The organism is Micromonospora sp. NPDC000442 (assembly GCF_042898635.1).
In the GTDB taxonomy this organism is placed as follows: domain Bacteria; phylum Actinomycetota; class Actinomycetes; order Mycobacteriales; family Micromonosporaceae; genus Micromonospora.
The window spans coordinates 1-16767 of record NZ_JBIAYZ010000036.1 but is presented as its reverse complement, the minus strand read 5'-3'; the positions used below and the strand labels follow the sequence as shown (position 1 = coordinate 16767).

Annotated in this window: 18 protein-coding genes; 13 read left to right on the top strand and 5 right to left on the bottom strand. The window is 69.0% G+C overall.

Annotation, left to right across the window (positions count from 1 at the left end; all coding sequences use genetic code 11):
- Positions 1-151: 151 nt before the first annotated feature.
- The 5 genes from ACFY2A_RS29740 to ACFY2A_RS29720 all read left to right on the top strand — a co-directional run bounded on the left by ACFY2A_RS29740 (position 152) and on the right by ACFY2A_RS29720 (position 5368).
- Positions 152-1168 (top strand): NAD(P)-dependent alcohol dehydrogenase, encoded by a 1017-nt coding sequence (locus ACFY2A_RS29740; RefSeq protein ID WP_363925635.1) that lies wholly within the window; start codon positions 152-154, stop codon positions 1166-1168.
- 43 nt (positions 1169-1211) lie between these two features.
- Positions 1212-1583, top strand: coding sequence for a helix-turn-helix transcriptional regulator (locus tag ACFY2A_RS29735; RefSeq protein ID WP_093411352.1), 372 nt, complete (start codon positions 1212-1214; stop codon positions 1581-1583).
- Between the two features lie 223 nt (positions 1584-1806).
- Positions 1807-3624: a carbohydrate-binding domain-containing protein gene (locus ACFY2A_RS29730; protein ID WP_387176551.1), complete on the top strand. Its 1818-nt coding sequence runs from the start codon at positions 1807-1809 to the stop codon at positions 3622-3624.
- An 82-nt stretch (positions 3625-3706) separates the two neighbouring features.
- Positions 3707-3976: a hypothetical protein gene (locus ACFY2A_RS29725; protein WP_387176549.1), complete on the top strand. Its 270-nt coding sequence runs from the start codon at positions 3707-3709 to the stop codon at positions 3974-3976.
- A 114-nt stretch (positions 3977-4090) separates the two neighbouring features.
- Positions 4091-5368 carry a CehA/McbA family metallohydrolase gene (locus ACFY2A_RS29720; protein WP_387176547.1) on the top strand — a complete coding sequence of 426 codons (1278 nt, stop codon included), beginning with the start codon at positions 4091-4093 and terminating at the stop codon, positions 5366-5368.
- Positions 5369-5453: 85 nt separating this feature from the next.
- Here the strand turns inward: ACFY2A_RS29720 and ACFY2A_RS29715 are convergent, their stop codons facing one another.
- Entirely contained in the window at positions 5454-7082 is a 1629-nt protein-coding gene (locus ACFY2A_RS29715; protein ID WP_387176545.1) for an Ig-like domain repeat protein, read from the bottom strand.
- A 724-nt stretch (positions 7083-7806) separates the two neighbouring features.
- Here ACFY2A_RS29715 and ACFY2A_RS29710 point away from each other — a divergent pair.
- Positions 7807-8475, top strand: a complete 669-nt coding sequence (locus tag ACFY2A_RS29710) for a lytic polysaccharide monooxygenase (protein ID WP_363925640.1) — start codon at positions 7807-7809, stop codon at positions 8473-8475.
- A gap of 161 nt (positions 8476-8636) precedes the next feature.
- The gene (locus ACFY2A_RS29705; protein WP_363925641.1) at positions 8637-8969 is read left to right on the top strand and encodes a hypothetical protein; all 333 of its coding nucleotides are present in this window, start codon (positions 8637-8639) and stop codon (positions 8967-8969) included.
- A gap of 43 nt (positions 8970-9012) precedes the next feature.
- Here ACFY2A_RS29705 and ACFY2A_RS29700 read toward each other — a convergent pair whose 3' ends face one another.
- The gene (locus tag ACFY2A_RS29700; protein WP_387176542.1) at positions 9013-9549 is read right to left on the bottom strand and encodes a DUF421 domain-containing protein; all 537 of its coding nucleotides are present in this window, start codon (positions 9547-9549) and stop codon (positions 9013-9015) included.
- A gap of 52 nt (positions 9550-9601) precedes the next feature.
- The gene (locus ACFY2A_RS29695) at positions 9602-9877 is read right to left on the bottom strand and encodes a BON domain-containing protein (protein ID WP_363925643.1); all 276 of its coding nucleotides are present in this window, start codon (positions 9875-9877) and stop codon (positions 9602-9604) included.
- A gap of 369 nt (positions 9878-10246) precedes the next feature.
- Here ACFY2A_RS29695 and ACFY2A_RS29690 point away from each other — a divergent pair, with 369 nt between their 5' ends.
- On the top strand, positions 10247-10918 hold the full coding sequence (locus ACFY2A_RS29690; RefSeq protein ID WP_363925644.1) for a hypothetical protein: 672 nt from the start codon (positions 10247-10249) through the stop codon (positions 10916-10918).
- Entirely contained in the window at positions 10915-12105 is a 1191-nt protein-coding gene (locus ACFY2A_RS29685; RefSeq protein ID WP_387176539.1) for a DUF2254 domain-containing protein, read from the top strand. Before ACFY2A_RS29690 ends, ACFY2A_RS29685 begins: the two co-directional genes overlap by 4 nt.
- Positions 12106-12249: 144 nt before the next feature.
- On the opposite strand, the gene ACFY2A_RS29680 is transcribed toward ACFY2A_RS29685, so the two are convergent.
- On the bottom strand, positions 12250-12858 hold the full coding sequence (locus ACFY2A_RS29680; RefSeq protein ID WP_387176537.1) for a helix-turn-helix domain-containing protein: 609 nt from the start codon (positions 12856-12858) through the stop codon (positions 12250-12252).
- 78 nt (positions 12859-12936) lie between these two features.
- On the opposite strand from ACFY2A_RS29680, the gene ACFY2A_RS29675 reads away from it, so the two are divergent.
- Positions 12937-13587, top strand: a complete 651-nt coding sequence (locus ACFY2A_RS29675; RefSeq protein WP_387176535.1) for an SAM-dependent methyltransferase — start codon at positions 12937-12939, stop codon at positions 13585-13587.
- Positions 13584-14069, top strand: a complete 486-nt coding sequence (locus tag ACFY2A_RS29670; RefSeq protein WP_387176533.1) for a DinB family protein — start codon at positions 13584-13586, stop codon at positions 14067-14069. The genes ACFY2A_RS29675 and ACFY2A_RS29670 overlap by 4 nt, the downstream gene beginning before the upstream one ends.
- Positions 14070-14104: 35 nt before the next feature.
- On the opposite strand, the gene ACFY2A_RS29665 is transcribed toward ACFY2A_RS29670, so the two are convergent.
- Positions 14105-14974, bottom strand: coding sequence for an NAD(P)H-binding protein (locus tag ACFY2A_RS29665; protein WP_387176531.1), 870 nt, complete (start codon positions 14972-14974; stop codon positions 14105-14107).
- An 84-nt stretch (positions 14975-15058) separates the two neighbouring features.
- Here ACFY2A_RS29665 and ACFY2A_RS29660 point away from each other — a divergent pair, with 84 nt between their 5' ends.
- On the top strand, positions 15059-15475 hold the full coding sequence (locus tag ACFY2A_RS29660; RefSeq protein ID WP_387176529.1) for a MarR family winged helix-turn-helix transcriptional regulator: 417 nt from the start codon (positions 15059-15061) through the stop codon (positions 15473-15475).
- A 510-nt stretch (positions 15476-15985) separates the two neighbouring features.
- Positions 15986-16767: non-reducing end alpha-L-arabinofuranosidase family hydrolase (locus ACFY2A_RS29655; protein ID WP_387176527.1), on the top strand; the 782-nt coding region annotated here is incomplete at its 3' end.

The following is a 16767-nucleotide window of genomic DNA, read 5'->3' as shown; positions in this document are numbered from 1 at the left end:
GCAGCCCGGCGTACTCCCCGCGGAGTAGACCCGGCCGCCCGCTGCCGCGCCGGGAGTAGCGACGGTGCCGCCGTCACACCGACGCGTCGTCCGACCCGTGCCGACAGGCTGAGTCGCAGAGCATTCGACACGTGACGGCGAGGAGATTCCGATGAAGGCGATCGTGCAGCACCGGTACGGTTCACCCGACGTGCTGCGGCTGTGTGAGGTCGACGTCCCGACACCCGGCGACGACGAGGTGCTGATCCGGGTGCGGGCGAGTTCGGTGAACGCGTACGACTGGCACGCCGTGCGGGGCGACCCGTACCTGTCCCGGCTGACGTTCGGGCTCCGCCGGCCCACCGCGACGGTCCGGGGTCAGGACTTCGCCGGCCAGGTCGAGGCGGTCGGCCGCGCGGTGACCCGCTTCCGGCCCGGCGACGAGGTGTACGGCGAGGCAGGCCCCGCGGGTGGCGCGTTCGCCGAGTACGTGTGCGTGGCCGAGAACCTGGTCGAGACGAAACCGGGGAACCTGAGCTTCGAGCAGGCGGCGGCGATCCCGTTGGCCGCCACCACCGCCCTTGCCTGCCTACGCGACGCCGCCGAACTCCAGGCCGGGCAGCACGTCCTGATCAACGGGGCGTCCGGCGGGGTGGGCACCTTCGCGGTGCAGTTGGCCAAGGCGTACGGCGCACAGGTGACCGCGGTGTGCCGGACCCGCAACGTTGACCTGGTCCGGTCGCTCGGTGCGGACCATGTCGTCGACTACACCAGGGAGGATTTCACGCGCACCGACGCGGTCCGCGCCGGCCGTCGCTACGAGGTGCTGCTCGATCTGGTCGGCAACCGGTCGTTGACCGGCTGTCGGCGGGTGCTGACCCCGGACGGGACACTGCTGCTGTCCGGCGGCGGCGTGTTCACCGGCGGCAGTGTCTTCGGGCCGATGAGCCTGCTGGTCCGGGGGCCGCTGGTGGGGCGTTTCGTCCGGCACCGCATCGTCGCGCCGTTCGCGGCGGCAGGCCGGGGGCACCTCGCGACGCTGCGGGAGTTGGCCGAGTCCGGCAAGTTGACCCCGGTCATCGACCGGACCTACCGGCTGGACGAGGTGCCCGACGCGATCCGGTACGTCGAGACCGAGCACGCCCGCGCCAAGGTCGTCGTCAGCATTTTCTCGCACAACTCACGGTGATCCCGCCCTCGTTTCACCACCGATCGGGGCTGATGCTGCAACGATGCAAGGCGTGGGAACTGCGAAGACTACGACGCCCGCCATCTCGCCCCTCACCGGCGAGCCGATCAAGCCTGCCGATGCCGAGCGGCTCGCGGGAGTGCTGAAGGCATTTGCCGACCCGGCGCGGCTGCGGCTACTCAGCCTGATCCAGTCGTCTCCGACGGGGGAAGCGTCCGTGAGCGACCTCACCGCGCCGCTCGGACTTTCCCAGCCGACCGTGAGTCATCACCTTCGGATCCTGACCGAGGCTGGTTTGCTAGAGCGGGACAAGCGTGGCGTCTGGGCGTACTACCGCCTGGTGCCGTCCGCGATCGCCGCGATCGCCGACCTGTTGACGCCGCCGCGTAAGCGAGCGGCGAAGAAGAGCCGCTGACGGGCCGTCGGTGACCGGCCTCCGAGCCGGCTGACCCGGCACCCGTCCTGCGGTACGTCACTGAGCCGATGGCCGTTCTCATGGCCGTCGGCCAGTCGGCGTGTCCAATCGACGACGGATGCGGTGGCCACATCGTGGACGATGGCCAAAAATTCATCGACGTTCATCTATAGTTTACCGAACGCGTGGATCCCGTCCCATCCATCCGAGTCAGGACAGAGCCATGAAACGCATCCCGCTGAGAGCCATTTTCCCCGTCGGGCTCGCGATCGCACTGATCGCCGGCCCGCTGGGGGCACCGGCCACCGCGCAGGCGACCGTACCCATCACGCTGAACGGCGCCAGCGCCACCAGCCCCAGCGCCGACGTCACCATCGCCGGGCGGGTCGTGACGATCACCGCGCCGGGCACCTACGAGATCAGCGGCACCCTCAACGACGGCTATCTGAGCGTCGACACCTCCGCCTCGGGTGCCGTCGAGCTGATCCTCAACGGTGCCACGATCAACAATTCCAGCAACGCGCCGCTTCAGGTCGCCGACGCCGACGAGGTCGTGATCACGCTCGCCGCCGGCAGCACCAACCGACTCTCCGACGCGACCAACTACGTCTATCCGGACCCGAGCACCGACGAGCCGAACGCCGCCCTGTTCAGCAAGGCGGACCTGCGGATCACCGGAACCGGCGCGCTGGTCGTGCGGGGCAACGCGTACGACGGCATCACCAGTAAGGACGGCCTGGTCATCGAGTCCGGCACGATCACGGTGAACGCGGTCGACGACGGCATCCGGGGCAAGGACTTCCTCGACATCACCGGCGGAAACCTCGACGTCACCGCCGGCGGCGACGGCATCAAGTCCGACGACACCGAGGCGGACCGGGGCCGACTCGCCATCACGAACGGCACCGTGCGGGTGAACGCCGGTGACGACGCCATCAAGGGCGAGAACACCGTCGCCATCTCCGGCGGCACCGTCACCGTCACCAACTCCTACGAGGCGATCGAGAGCCGGCAGGTCACCATCAGTGGCGGCAGCGTCAACGTCACTGCTCGCGACGACGCGATAAACGCTGTCGAGGACGGGTACGGCGACTTCGATGTGGCACCGAACGCGTTCGTCCGGTTCACCGGCGGTACCACCCTGGTCAACTCCAGCATCGACGGCATCGACTCCAACGGTTCGGTGACCTTCGCCGCCGGCACGGTTGTGGTCAGCGGCCCGAGCACCGGCAGCCCCGGCGAGGGCGCGATCGACTCGAACGGGCCGGTCCACTTCAACGGCGGCACGATGCTCGGGGCGGGATCCACCTCGATGGCGGTGCTGAGCCTGCCGCCGACCTCGGGTCAGGGCTGGGTCGCCCCGCAACTGTCCAGCAGCCAGCCGGCCGGCACCCTGCTGCACCTGGTCTCCGGCGGCCAGGTGCTCGCCTCCTACCGCGCCCCCAAGAACTTCCGGGAGGTGGTCTTCTCCTCCAACCGGATCCAGCACGGACAGACCTACGAGGTCTACCTGGGCGGTAGCCTCTCCGGCACGACGATCGGTGGCATGGCCACCACCGGCGGCAGCATCGCGGGAGCCACCCGACTGATGACCGTCGTCGCCGGGCAGTACCGCGGCGGTCTGGTCGGCTGGCCGCCCGGCGGCCCGGGCTGGCCTCCGCCGACCACTCCGCCGCCCACCACCCCGCCCCCGAACCCGACCACCCCGCCGCCGAACCCGACGACCCCGCCGCCGAGCGCTGGCGGCTGTACGGCGACCTACAGCATCGCCGGTCAGTGGCAGGGCGGCTTCCAGGGCGAGGTGCGGGTCACCGCCGGCTCGTCCGCGATCAACGGCTGGCGGGTGACCTGGACCTTCGCCAACGGCCAGACGATCAGTCAGGTGTGGAACGCGACCATCAGTGCCAGCGGCTCGGCGGTGACGGCGACAAACGTCTCCTTCAACGGCTCACTCGGTGCCGGGGCCAGCGCCACCTTCGGATTCCTCGGCAGCTGGAACGGCAGCAACACCGCTCCGACGCTGAGCTGCACCGCGACCTGATCAGGCACAACCGCCCGATCCAGGGGAGCCCGGCACCACTTGGTGCCGGGCTCCCCTGGAAGCCGGCTGCCAGACTGCTCGCATGTTGCCCCCGCGCTGCCACGTCTGTCACCTCGAACCAGATCAGTCACCGCCCGGCGACGCGCGGAGCGACTTCGTCCTGGTGTACTTCGCCGACGCCGTCAACCCCCCACCCGGTTGGGTGGGGCATCCGGCAGGTGCGGTGTGGTTCTGCGGTGAGCACGCGTCGCTCGGTGAGGAACGGGAACATCTGGGCAGCGACACCGCATTGCGCGACATCGACGGCGTGCTCGGCCGCCTGCGGGGACGCCTGCCGGAGACGGACCGATAGCGAGCCCAGGCGTTGTCGGTGGGGCCGGCGGGAAAGCTCTGTACGGCAGGTGTTCGCCTGACCGATGACCCAGCTTTGTGGCATCGTCCAGTAGAGACATGTTCATGTTTGCCTATGAGTGGACATCATCCCCATCACTGTCACCACGACCACCGATCCGACGACGAGGTGCCGTACGGTCAGGTGAACGTCGCTCCGATGCTCGGCCGACGGGCGTTGCTGGCCGGTACCGGTGGCGCGCTGATGCTGGCCGCGCTGCCGACCTCGGCCCGGGCGGCCAGCACCACGATGGCCAGCGCCCCGACCACGACCGCAGCGGCCGGCGCCGCCCGGACGTCCCTGGTCACCCAGGGCACGATGCTGGTCCACGCCGACATGCACAACCACACCGTCGTCTCGGACGGCGACGGCAGCCCCGAGGCCGCGTTCGCCTCGATGCGCGAGGCCGGTCTGGATGTCGCCGCCCTCACCGACCACGCCACGCTCTTCGCCATCGAGGGGATCAGCTCTTCCGAGTGGCGGACCACCGGTGACCTCGCCAATGCCGCGAACGACCCGGGCCAGTTCACCGCGATCCGCGGATTCGAGTGGTCCCATCCGTTGCAGGGGCACATCAACGTGTGGAACACCTCCGACTTCGCCGACCTGTGGCGGGCCGGCAGCACCGGCAGCCTGTACCGCTGGCTGATCGGCCGGCCGGGCGGGCTGGCCAGCTTCAACCATCCCGGCCGTGAGCTGGGCCGGTTCGACAACTTCTCGTTCAACGCCTCGGCCCGCAACCAGTTGGTGGGGTTGGAGATGTTCAACCGCACCGACGACTACCTGTTCGAGGGCTGGTCGTCCGGGATGACGTCGCCGCTTGTGGCCTGCCTCAACGCCGGCTGGCGTCCGGGTCTCACCGGCGTCACCGACGAACACGGCACCACCTGGGGTTTCCACGAGGGCAAGGGTCGCAGCGGCCTGTGGGTCACCGAGAACACCCGGGCCGCGGTGTTCGAGGCGATGGTGGCCCGTCGTTCCTTCGCCACCCGCGTCTCCGGCCTGCGGGTGGACGCCACTGCCAACGGCGTACGCATGGGTGGCGTACTGAACGTGACCTCCGGCGACGTGCGGTTCCTGCTGGACCTCGACCGTGGATCGGTCTGGGACGGCAAGCCGTTGCGGATCCAGGTCCTGCGCCCCGGTACGTCCGCACCGACAGTCGTCGACGTCATCGACACGATCAACGGTCGGGTCACCGACTTCACGGTGCCGCTCGACGTCGCTGACGGCGACTGGGTGGTGCTCCGCGTCGCCGATCCGTCCCTGCCCAACGGCACGCCCGGCCCGGCCGGTCACCCGTGCAACGACTTCGGAGTGGCGTACACCAGCCCGTGGTGGCTACGCCCCTGAGCCGACCGTCCCGTTCCGGCGGAATCCGGGACCGGCCACCCGTGGTGGGCCGACGACGGAGGTCGCCGGCCCACCACGTCGCGTGTTACCGGACCCGTAGCTGCTGGTGGAACCCAGCGGCGGGCGCGTAGTTCCGGTCACCGGAGTAGGCGACGTGGACCGGGTACACACCTGCCGACAGTCCGGTGGTCGGCAGCTTCGCCACGGCCTTGCCGCCGGCCAGTGGCACCACCTGGGTGGCGCCACCGAAGGTGACGGTGATTTCACCTGTCACCTCCGGCGCCTTCTTGTGCCGAGACTGTGCCCGCACGTCGACGTGCAGTTCGAAGGTGCCACCACTGGCGATCGACGCCGGCGTGGCCTTCGCCTTGACCACTGTCCGCGCCGTGCCGACGGTGTCGACTTCCGACCACAGGTGGTCGCGGGCGAAGATCGTGAACAGTTGGCTCGCCGTCATACCGTCGTGCGCGCCGGGGACCTGGGTCGTCCGGGCGGCGTAGCCCCGAGCCCGGAAGTTGTCCGCGATGGCGTTCTGGGCGTTGAGGTTGCCTTCGAAGACACCGTTGCCGAGAAACACGAAGAGGTCGTCGTCCCCGACCGCGGCTGCGACATTGTCGTAGTCCTGAGCGGACAGGGACGGGTTACCGGAGAAGTGCCCGTAATAGGCGAACGTGGTCGGGTAGCCCCTGATGACGTGGGCGCCCGTCATTCCGCCGTAGGAGAACCCGGCGTAGGCACGGCCCGCGCGCTCGGTCGAGACGTTGTACTTCTCCTCGATCAGGGGAAGGATCGTCTGGACCAGGTTGTTGGCGGCGTTGGTCTGGTTGTAGGAACCGAAGCCGAGGCTGGTGCCGGTGAAGTGGTTCCCCATGGTGACCACCACGGTGGGCTCGACCTCGCCCTTGGCCGTCATGTTGTCCAGGATGTTCGGGACGTTCGCCGGGACCATGAAGTCGGTCTCGTCACCGAAGATGCCGTGGGCGAGGTACGCCACCTTGTACGGCTCCGCGCGGTCGGGGTCGTAGCCGGCCGGCAGGTAGACGCCGAGGTAATGGCCGCTGTCGCCCAGGATCGTGGTGTAGGGGATGTACGTGACGGTGCCCCGCTTCCTGCGGTCCGCGATCGGGAGTTCGTACTCCGCACGCTCCTTCAGCACCGGGTCGTTCTGCTTCTTGGCGTACGGCACGTACACGGCATCGAGGACGTCGTTGTTCCTGACCCGGAACGAGGACTCGCCCGGAGGGCGAGGGTTCGTCGAGGCGGGATCCCAGATGCGCTTGTTCTCCCAGCCCTGGGTGGGGTCCCAGACCCGGTACCAGTAGCTGATTCCCCCGGCATGCAGCGGCAGCGAGACCGACCAGTTCCCCTTCGAGTCCCTGGTCATGTCCCGGAGGAACTCGGTGCCCCCGGCGTGGTACCGCCCTGGTTGCCACTCTTCTGGCTGGTACCGGGTGCTGCCGGTGTCGACGTCGAGCAGCGTGAGATCCCCGGCAAGGCGGACCTGTGTCGCATTCGGGTTGTGGTAGACGAACGTGACGGTGTACCCCGTCGGTGAACCGCGATCCGGTTTGACGGTCGCACCCTCCGCAACCGGGCGCTTTCCGGCGACGGCGGCTGGTGCGGAGATGGTGGCGCTGGCACCAGCGCCGAGCGACATGATCGCGAGTAACGAGATCGCACGGCTGAGCCGGCGTCTTCCGATCGCTTTCCTCATCTGGGACTACTCCTCTGTGGTCTCTCGCGGCCTCATTGGGATCTACGGTCTCTTTCGGACATCGGCGACCGAAGGGCTTCCGGCCTCACCTCCCGCCGAGTTCTTGCGGGACGCGGCGCGGATGCCTGCCCGGCCGGGTGGACACCTCGGGCGGGCGCTGCGGTGCAGCTCGGCACCGGGGTGGGCCGGAGGTGTCGACGAGACGTGATGCGGTGCCGTGGTTGGACATGAGCCTCCTCCGGGGGCGGGTGGCTCCCTGCCCGATGTGGATGACCCGTGCTGGGTGCGGTGGTCAGCTAAATCGAATTAGCTTGCGTAGTGTGGCCGGGCTCACCTTCGGGTGTCAAGGGTGTTGCAGCGGTGTTACGGGCGCGGCCGCTGCTGGTCACGGCACCGCCAGCGCCTGGCCCAGCTGCGCTGCAAACTCGTACCGGACCTCACGCGGGTCCGGTCACCTCATCACCGAACCCGGCACGGGCTACCGCTGCCAGCCATGAGTCGAACAGCGGCGGGCCGCCGGTGAAGCCGAATTATCGATCATTGAATGCTGCTCCCCGATGTTTCAAGGCTCAGCGGTGACGCGTCGAGTCGGGTGACGACTCCGGCGAACCTGAACAACGGATATCAATAGACGATCATTGATATCTTGTCCGATTGGTGTGATACTCGCTGGAAGCGCTCCCACACCCGTCCCGGTGAGCGCCTCAGAAATGGAGGATGCACCGTGCGTTCACACCATCCCCACCGATCCGGCCGGCAATCCCGGCCCGCCGTCCGGGTGCTGGTCCTGGCACTCACCATGGTGCTCGGCATGCTGCCCTGGGCGGGTGCCGCCCAGGCCCACGGCACCGTGATCAACCCGGCGACCCGCGCCTACCAGTGTTGGCAGAACTGGGGCCACCGGCACATGGATCCGGCGCTGCAGACGCAGGACCCGATGTGCTACCGGGCGTTCCAGGCCAACCCCGACACCATGTGGAACTGGATGAGCCAGTTGCGGGACGGCCTGGGCGGGCAGTTCCAGGCCCGTACGCCCGACGGACAGCTGTGCAGCAACGCCCTCTCCAGGAACGACGCCCTGAACCAGCCGGGGGCGTGGAAGGCGACCACTGTCAGCCGCAACTTCACGCTTCAGTTCTACGACCAGGCCAGCCACGGCGCTGACTTCTTCCGGGTCTACCTCACCCGGCAAGGGTTCAACCCGAACACTCAGCGCGTCGGTTGGGGCAACATCGACCTGATCACGCAGACCGGGCGTTACGCGCCGACGCAGAACATCTCGTTCAACGTCTCGACGTCCGGACGCTCTGGACAGCACGTCCTCTTCGTGATCTGGAAGGCGTCGCACATGGACCAGACCTACATGTGGTGCAGCGACATCAACATCGTCTGATCCGCACGACCGCCAGGCGCAGTTCGGCTCCGGCCCGGGACGACCCGGGCCGGAGTCGAGCGTGTCGGCGATGGTGGTCGGTCCCGTCCTCGTGGGAAGGGTTCGCCGGTGACCTCCTCGTACGCTGCACCGGCGGCAGGCAGCGAGGTAGCCTCGGGCGGGTGCGGATCATCGCGTTCCTGGCCATCTCCATCGTCGTGCTGACCGCCGTCCTGCTGGTTTCCGCGGTCCTGACCAGCGGTGCCCGACGACGCCGCCATGCCGCGCAGATGTCCGCCCGCTGGGCGGTGCGCCACTACGCCATACCGGGGCGCGGGCACACTGTCGTCGGTGTCACCCTGACCGACGCGGACGGGCGGGTGCACGGCGAGCACGTGGTCGCACGCATTCCGGACGACGCTCAGGACTGGCAGCGCGACTTCGTCGCCGCCCGTCAGGAGGCCGAGGAGCGTGCATTCCACCTCAACATCGACCGCCCACCGATCGAGGGCTGACGGCGAACCGGTGCGGGCGGCACAGACGGTCGTGGACCGCCGGCTACCGACCCTCGTCGCGTACGTCGACGAGGGTGCTGCCGCCACCGAGCTGCCCGCGGGTGATGATGCTCAGGCTGCCGTCCGTCTCCAGGACGACGGCGGCAAGGTCGTGGAGATCGCCCGCGCCCTGGCTGCGGGCGGCCTGGCGGATCTCGCTCTCCGCCACCCGGGTGGACCGCAACGTCACGGTTCGTAGCTGCCCGTCGCGGAGCAGCATGGTGGGCCGGGCCTTGAGCACCTTCTGCGACGGTGGCCAGCGTACGGCGAGCAGTGCGACTGCGTACTGCAAGGCCACCAGCAGGATCAGGGCGAGGATTCCCTCCACCAGCGATACGTCCCGCGACAGCAGGATCGTCGCCAGCGTCGAGCCCAGCGCGACCGTGACCACGAAGTCGAAGGCGTTCAGCTTGGACAACGTCCGCTTGCCGGAAACCCGCAGGATCACCACCAGTGCCGGATAGATGATCGCCGCGACCACGAGCAGGCGTACCAGGTCGGCCGGATTGTTCAGCACCATCGTGACGACGTACCCGGACACGGGATCCGCAAAAGAACGGGAGCCGATCCGGCCACGTCGGTGCGATTCAGGTTCATCCGCCCAGGTGACGGAGCCGGTTGCTGACGTCGTGCACGCCCGGTGTGCGCCAGGCGAGGGCATGCGCCTCGGCGCTCACCTCGGCCGTGCTCACGGTGCCGTCGAGCACCACCACCCGGTTCTGCACCTCGATGCAGATGCGTTCGTGACGCAGTCGCGGATCCTGCTGCATCGTCGTGAGCAGCTGACAGGCCAGTCGGGTGTCTTCGTTGGTGGGCTCGGCGTAGAACAGCGGCGGCATGTCGTGGGGAAAGAACCAGGGGTGGGCCATGGCTGACTCCTTGAGGGGATTCGTCTGCTACGACTGCCCTACCCGGCGACCACGGCGGACAACACGACGAACCCGTGACGGTCTCTGCCCGTGACTGTGACGATCGGCGGAGGTCGGCAACTCGACGTTTGCGCCCGAGGATTTCGGGTAGCGGTCCAGCCAGGGCGCCGACCGCGGCTCTGCCGCACGACCGCCGGGAGGATCTCATCGTGACCCGCCGATCGCTCCGGGACGGCACCACGAGCCAGCGCGCGTGGACGACGTACCTGTGAACGGGCGGCACCGGTCCGGCGGTCGTGGCCACGACCGCCGACATCCGATCGGGCCATCAGGGCCCGTCCCCGGCCGGGCCGCCCGGCCGGCGCAGCGATGAGCCAGCCCACCGACGGCGAGCAGGCGCCGGAGGACGCGGTACTGCACGGCGTCGCCCGGCGGCTCGACAAGCCGATGGGCGCCCTCGGCGTGCTCTTCGTGCTGATCGTGCTCGGGCAGGCACTCGCCGGACATCCCACGCTGTCCACCGCCCTGACCGTGCTGGGCTGGGTGCTGTGGGCGGTGTTCGTGGGCGAGTTCGCCCTGCGTGCCTGGCTGGCCCGCCATGACGCCCGCCGGTTCTGGCGACGCAACTGGTGGCAGATCATCTTCCTGGCCGTGCCGTTCCTCCGTTTCGCCCGGGCCGCCTCCGCCCTGCGCGCCGCCCGAGCCGGCGGCGTCATCACCGCGGCCGTCCGCGGCTCGCGCTCCGCCGGTCGGCTGTTGACCGACCGGATCGCGTGGCTGGCGATCATCACCGCGACGGTCGTCCTCAGCATCGGCCAACTGCTGGTCGTCACCGGCTCCTACCGGTCGTACGGACGGGCGCTGCACGACGTCGCGCTGACCACCATCACGGGTGAACCACTCGGCGTGGACGACCCACTCGCCCAGGTCGTCGAACTGGTGCTCGCGATCTACTCGGTGGTCGTGTTCGGCACCCTGGCCGGGGCATTCGGCGCCTACTTCCTCAGCGCCGACCGAGAGCGCAAGGCCACGGCGACGTGAGCCGGGCCCGTACGCCCGCCGCCCGGCTCGCCGAGATACGGCAGAGTTTCTGGCTCATCCCGGCGCTCTTCGCGGCGAGCGCCGTCGTGGTGGCCATCGGCCTGTCGGTGCTGGAGCTGCGGCTGCGGTTGCCGGTCGAGAGCATCCTGCCCAGCGGCCTCGCGGGTGCCCGGTCCGTGCTGTCGTCGATCATCACGGCGATGATCTCGTTCACCGCGCTGGTCTTCTCCATCACGGTCGTGGCGCTGCAACTGGCCAGTAGTCAGTACTCCCCGCGGGTGCTGCGCACGTTCCTTCAGGACCGGGTCATCCAGTCGACGCTCGGGACGTTCGTCGCGACGTTCCTCTTCGCGATGGTGGTGCTGGCCGCGCTGCCGGCCCGGGACAGCGAGCGGCTGCCCGAACTCTCGCTCGCCGTGTCGATGTCGCTGGTCCTGGCCAGCACCGCAATGTTCATCTACTACCTGCACCACATCACCACGGTGATGCGGGTGTCGCACATCATCGTCGCGATCGGCGCGCAGACCCGCCGCACGATCGACCGGCACGTGCCGGACCGCGCGGAGCCGGCCCGGGTCATGGGCGAGGTGGTGCAGGTCGTGCCGGCCGCTGCGGCGGGCCTGGTCACCAGCGCCGACCTCGCCCTGCTGGCCCGGCTGGCCAGGGAGCACGACTGCGCGATCACCGTCGTACCGGCGCCGGGAGATTTCGTGGTCGCCGGGGCACCGTTGCTGCACTGCCACCGGCTGCCCAGCGGTAAGCCCCGGTCACTGCCCGCCGAACGCGTCGCCAACTCGGTCACCATCGACGTCGAGCGCACACCCGGCCAGGACGTGGGGTTCGGTTTCCGCCAACTGGCGGACATCGCCGCGCGGGCGCTCTCCCCCGCCTCCAACGACGTCACCACCGCCGTACGCGCCGTCCAGGAGGCGCACGACCTGCTCCGCCGGCTCGCCACACGGCCCGATCCGGTCGGGGTCGTGCGGGACGATGACGGCACGGTACGGGTCCTGGCGCACCACCCCACCTTCGACACCTACCTGGCGATGATCATCGACGAGCTGCGGAACACCGCCGACGGGGAACCACGAATCAACCGGCTGCTCGACGCCGTCGTCGCCGACCTCGACTCGGTGGCACTCCCTACCCACCGGCCGGCGATCCGGCGGCGGTTGCCGACGAGCTGACGGCGCGCGATCTCCCAGCCGGGTCACCCTCGCGACCGGTCGAGCGGGGACGATGGTCGCCGGGGCCGCGGTTCCACGTCCAGGCCCGGTGCCGCCGCGAACGAGGTGGCCCGAAGGTGCCGTAGCCATTCGTCGGGCCCGGCATCAGTGCACCTCGTCGGCCAGCGGTGGATCTTCGCCGGGAGTCGTTGACAGGTGGGCTCGCTGACCCTGCGCGCCGAAGAGGGTGAGCAGTTCGGCGGGCTGGCTGTCGGCGCTGCCGATCCAGTGCGGTGTCCGGGTGTCGAACTCCGCGGCCTCGCCGGCGCTGAGGTGGAACTCCTGATCGCCGAGCACGAACCGGACGCTGCCGTTGAGTACGTAAAACCACTCGTACCCGTCATGGGTCTGCGGTTTCGTCGTGACCGCCCGCCCCGCGGGCGGATAGATCACCTTGTACGCCTGCACACCGCCGGCCCGTCTGGTCAGCGGAATCACGGTCAGTCCGTTCCGCCGTACCGGCCGCAGATGGATGCGGGGATCGCCGGTGGGGGGTGCCGCGACCAGGTCATCCAGGGGTACGCCGTGCGCCCGTGCCAACGGCAGGAGTTGCTCCAGTGTCGGACGGAGCTTCCCGTTCTCCAGGCGGGAGAGCGTGCTGGTCGTGAGGCCGGTTTCGGCCGCCAGCACGCCGAGTGTGATGCTTCGTCCCCGTCGTAGCGCCCGTAGGCGCGACCCGACGCCGGCGAGGACGTCCGCTGCGCTGTCACCCATGTCCCCATTTTGCGGATCCGCAATTTTCCTTGCAAGCAGGCAAGCCCGGTGGTGATGCTGGCTGCGGAGGTGATGGCCATGGTCGCAACAGCGGCGGCAGTGCCCCGGCCAGCCGAGGCCGAGATGTTCTGGGAGAGGCATTACCGCAGCAGGCGGGCCGGAGCCGGGCGTCCCAACGCGTTGCTCGTCGAGAGCGTCGAGGCGCTGCACCCCGGCACGGCTCTGGATCTCGGTTGCGGAGCCGGCGGTGACACCATCTGGCTCGCCGAACGGGGCTGGCAGGTCACCGCCGTCGACATCTCCACGACCGCCGTCGATCGGGTACGGGCGCAGGCCGACGAACTCGGCCACGGCGACAGGGTGACCGCGGAGGCGCACGATCTGGCCCGGAGTTTCCCGAGCGGGACGTTCGATCTCGTGTCCGCGCAGTACCTGCACACCCCCTACGCGATGCCCCGTGACCGGGTACTGCGTACCGCCGCAGCGGCGCTGCGTCCCGGCGGTCGGCTCCTCATCGTCGACCACGGCTCCACCGCGCCGTGGTCCTGGAATCAGGATTCCGACGCGTACTACCCGACGCCCGAGGAGGTCGCGGCCGAACTCGCCCTCGACCCCGGGCAGTGGATCGTGCTCCGCGCCGACATGCCGCAGCGACGAGCCACCGGCCCCGGCGGACGGACCGCCATGATCACCGACAACGTTCTGCTCATCGAGCGAGCGGGCGCATGAGCCGGCGGGTGAAGGACGTCGGCCCCCCGTGGACCGGCGGCGATGAGAAGGCCGCCCTGCTCGGGTTTCTCGACTACCTGCGCAACTCCATCGCGGGCAAGGTGGCGGATGTGCCGGAACCACAGGTACGCGCCGGCGGCGTGCCGTCTGGCACCAACCTGCTGGGCCTGATCAAGCACGTGACCAAGGTCGAGCGGTTCTACTTTCTCGGCGAACCGATCAACAACTTGCGCCGTACGATGCAACCCACCCGCGAGGAGACGGTTGAGAGCCTGCTCGCCGACTACCGGCACACGATCGAGCAGGCCAACGAGGTCATCGAGACCTGGACCGACCTCACGCTCGACGCCCCGCGACCACCCGGCCGTAGCCTGCCACCGTCGCGACGGTGGGTCCTGGTGCACATGATCGAGGAGACCGCTCGGCATGCCGGGCACGCCGACATCCTGCGTGAGCAGATCGACGGGTCCACCGGCCGTTGACCGTCCGCGCTCGCCGGCGGGCACCGACCGCTGTGTCAGGTCGCCTGCCCGAACGGCGGCCCGGCGTCGGCCAGGAAGGCCCGTAGGCTCCGCGCGGGCTGTCCGGTCACCCGCTCGACGGAGTCGGTGACCTCCGCGAAGCTGCCCGCCCGTACGCGTTCGAAGGTCAGCGCGAAGAGTTCCCGCTCGAAGCCGGTGGTCCCCTCCACGGCCTCGTCGATCGTCAGCTCGCGAAGGGTCACGGTACGACCTGCCGCGCCGGAGAGCAGCTCCACGGTGCGGGGCAGCGAGAGCGCCTCCGGGCCGGTGAGCTCGTACACCTGGCCGGCGTGCCCCTCGTTCAGCAGCGCCCGCTCGGCCACGGCGGCGATGTCCCGCGCGTCGATCCAGGCCAGGCTGGCGCCACCGCTGGAGAACGGCAACTCCCCGTCGGCGATCGGGTCGAGGTAGAAGCGCGGGTCGATGAAGACCTGCATGAACCAACTGGGCCGCAGAATCGTCCAGGCGTGCCCACTGTCACGTACCGCCCGCTCGGCGCGCGGTGCCCATCCGTCGGCGCCCATGTAGTCGGCGTCCTGCTCGGACAGCAGGACGATCCGGGCTCCGGTGGGTGTCTCGTCGAGCAGCGCGGCGATGAGGTCCGGCGCGTCCGCACGATCCGGTCGGACGATGTACACGGCGTCCACGCCCTCGGTCGCCGCCTTCCACCCGGCTGGGTCGTCCCAGGAGAACGCGGTCGGGCGGACACCGTCGATGTCGACCGAACCTGGGTTGCTGCTGCCGCCGAGCACGTCAACGCCCTCCCGCGCGACAAGCAGTCTGGCCAGCGGCATCCCGGTCTTGCCACGGACCCCGGTCACCAGCACGCGGGGCGTGCCGGCCCCCACCGAGCTCGGACTCTTCACGTCGAACCACCCTTTGGTTGATTCACTAAAGTTCCTCGACCCACTAAAGCAGCGTTACCTGAGGGAGTCAACTAATCTGTGCTCATGACCGAGGTGGCGGACGCCCTTGCCCAGCAGGTGTGGGACCTCGTCTTCGCCTACGACGCAGCCTACGACCGCGCGGCGCAGGTTGCCGGGCTCAGCGCCGCACAGGCCTGCCTGCTCGAACACCTCGTAGGAGACAGCCGCCCGATGGGGGAACTCGCCTCGGAGCTGCAGTGCGACGCCTCGAACGTCACCCAGCTCGTCTCCCGAATGGAAACCCGCGGCCTGGTGGCCCGGACGCCCGACCCGGACGACCGGCGGATCAAGCTCGTGTCGATCACACCGGCCGGGCGTGACGTGCGCCGCGTCGTCCGGGGCGCGTTCGAGTTCCCGTCCGAGCGGCTGGCGCTGCTCACCGACCAGGAGCAGCGCCTGCTTTCCGGCCTGCTGGGGAAGATGTTGGGCGCCACGTCGTAGGGCCGTGCCGGTTGAGCCTGGACCGCCGCCCCGGCCGCGAACCCGCCCAGCCCGACCCGGGTGCCTGCGGGTGCCCGACCGGCTGGCGTCCGCGCCCCTGCAAGTCTCCCAGCGGATGGGTAGACATCGATGTTAGCGTCACCATGCTGGCGGGTGTGGGGTGCTCGGTGGGAAGTTCGGCCGGCCGGGACGGTGTGGGTGTCGCAGGCGGTCGGTGAGTGGCTGTGCCGTGGCGGTAGCAGGTCAGGTGTCCGATAATTCGGGAACGTCACGGCCTCGTGATTCCGGAACATTACGTCTTGACGAACGACGTGTTATCGCCCACAGTCGATGGTCAAGGACGGCGATGCCTACGGCTTACCGGGCGAGCCTGCTTCGTCCGGCCGGCAAATCAGGCGTGTGCGGGGACGCGTCGACATTGATGTTAGCGCTAACACTGACGGCGCAGATGCTCGACGGTGTGCCCATCCTCGGGCGGACCGGTCGGCTCTCGGTCATTAAAGGAGGAACATGTCTGCCTTTGGTAGATCTCCCGCTCTCCCGCCGCCCGCGCGGCAGCGTAGGTGGTTGCTGCGGGTCGCCGCAGCGGGCGTGACAGCGGTGGTGGCGGGTAGCGCCGCCGCAGTGGCGGTGTCGACACCCGCCGCAGCCGCGACGGTAGACACCAACGCCTGGTACGTGTTGGTCAACCGCAACAGCGGCAAGGCCCTCGACGTGTACAACCTGGCTACGAACGACGGCGCGCGGATCACCCAGTGGTCGCGGAACAACGGCAACCAGCAACAGTGGCAGTTCGTGGACTCGGGCGGTGGCTACTACCGGTTGAAGTCGCGGCTGTCCAGCAAGGTGCTGGACGTCTACAACTGGTCGACCGCCAACGGCGCCAGCATCGTGCAGTGGGCGGACCACAACGGAGCGAACCAGCAGTTCCGGTTGGCCGACTCCGACGGCGGCTACGTCCGGTTGATCAACCGGAACAGCAACAAGGTGATGGAGGTGCAGGGCGCCTCGACCGCCGACGGCGGGAACATCGTCCAGTACGACGACTGGAACGGCGCCAACCAGCAGTGGCAGCTTGTCCGCGTCGACGGCGGCACGAACCCGCCGCCGACCACGCCGCCGCCGTCGGGTAACTGCAATCTGCCGTCGTCGTACCGGTGGTCGTCGACGGGTGCGTTGGCGCAGCCGCGGTCGGGTTGGGTGTCGTTGAAGGACTTCACGCACGCGCCGTACAACGGTCAGCACCTGGTCTACGCGACCACGCACGACACGGGCACGACGTGGGGTTCGAT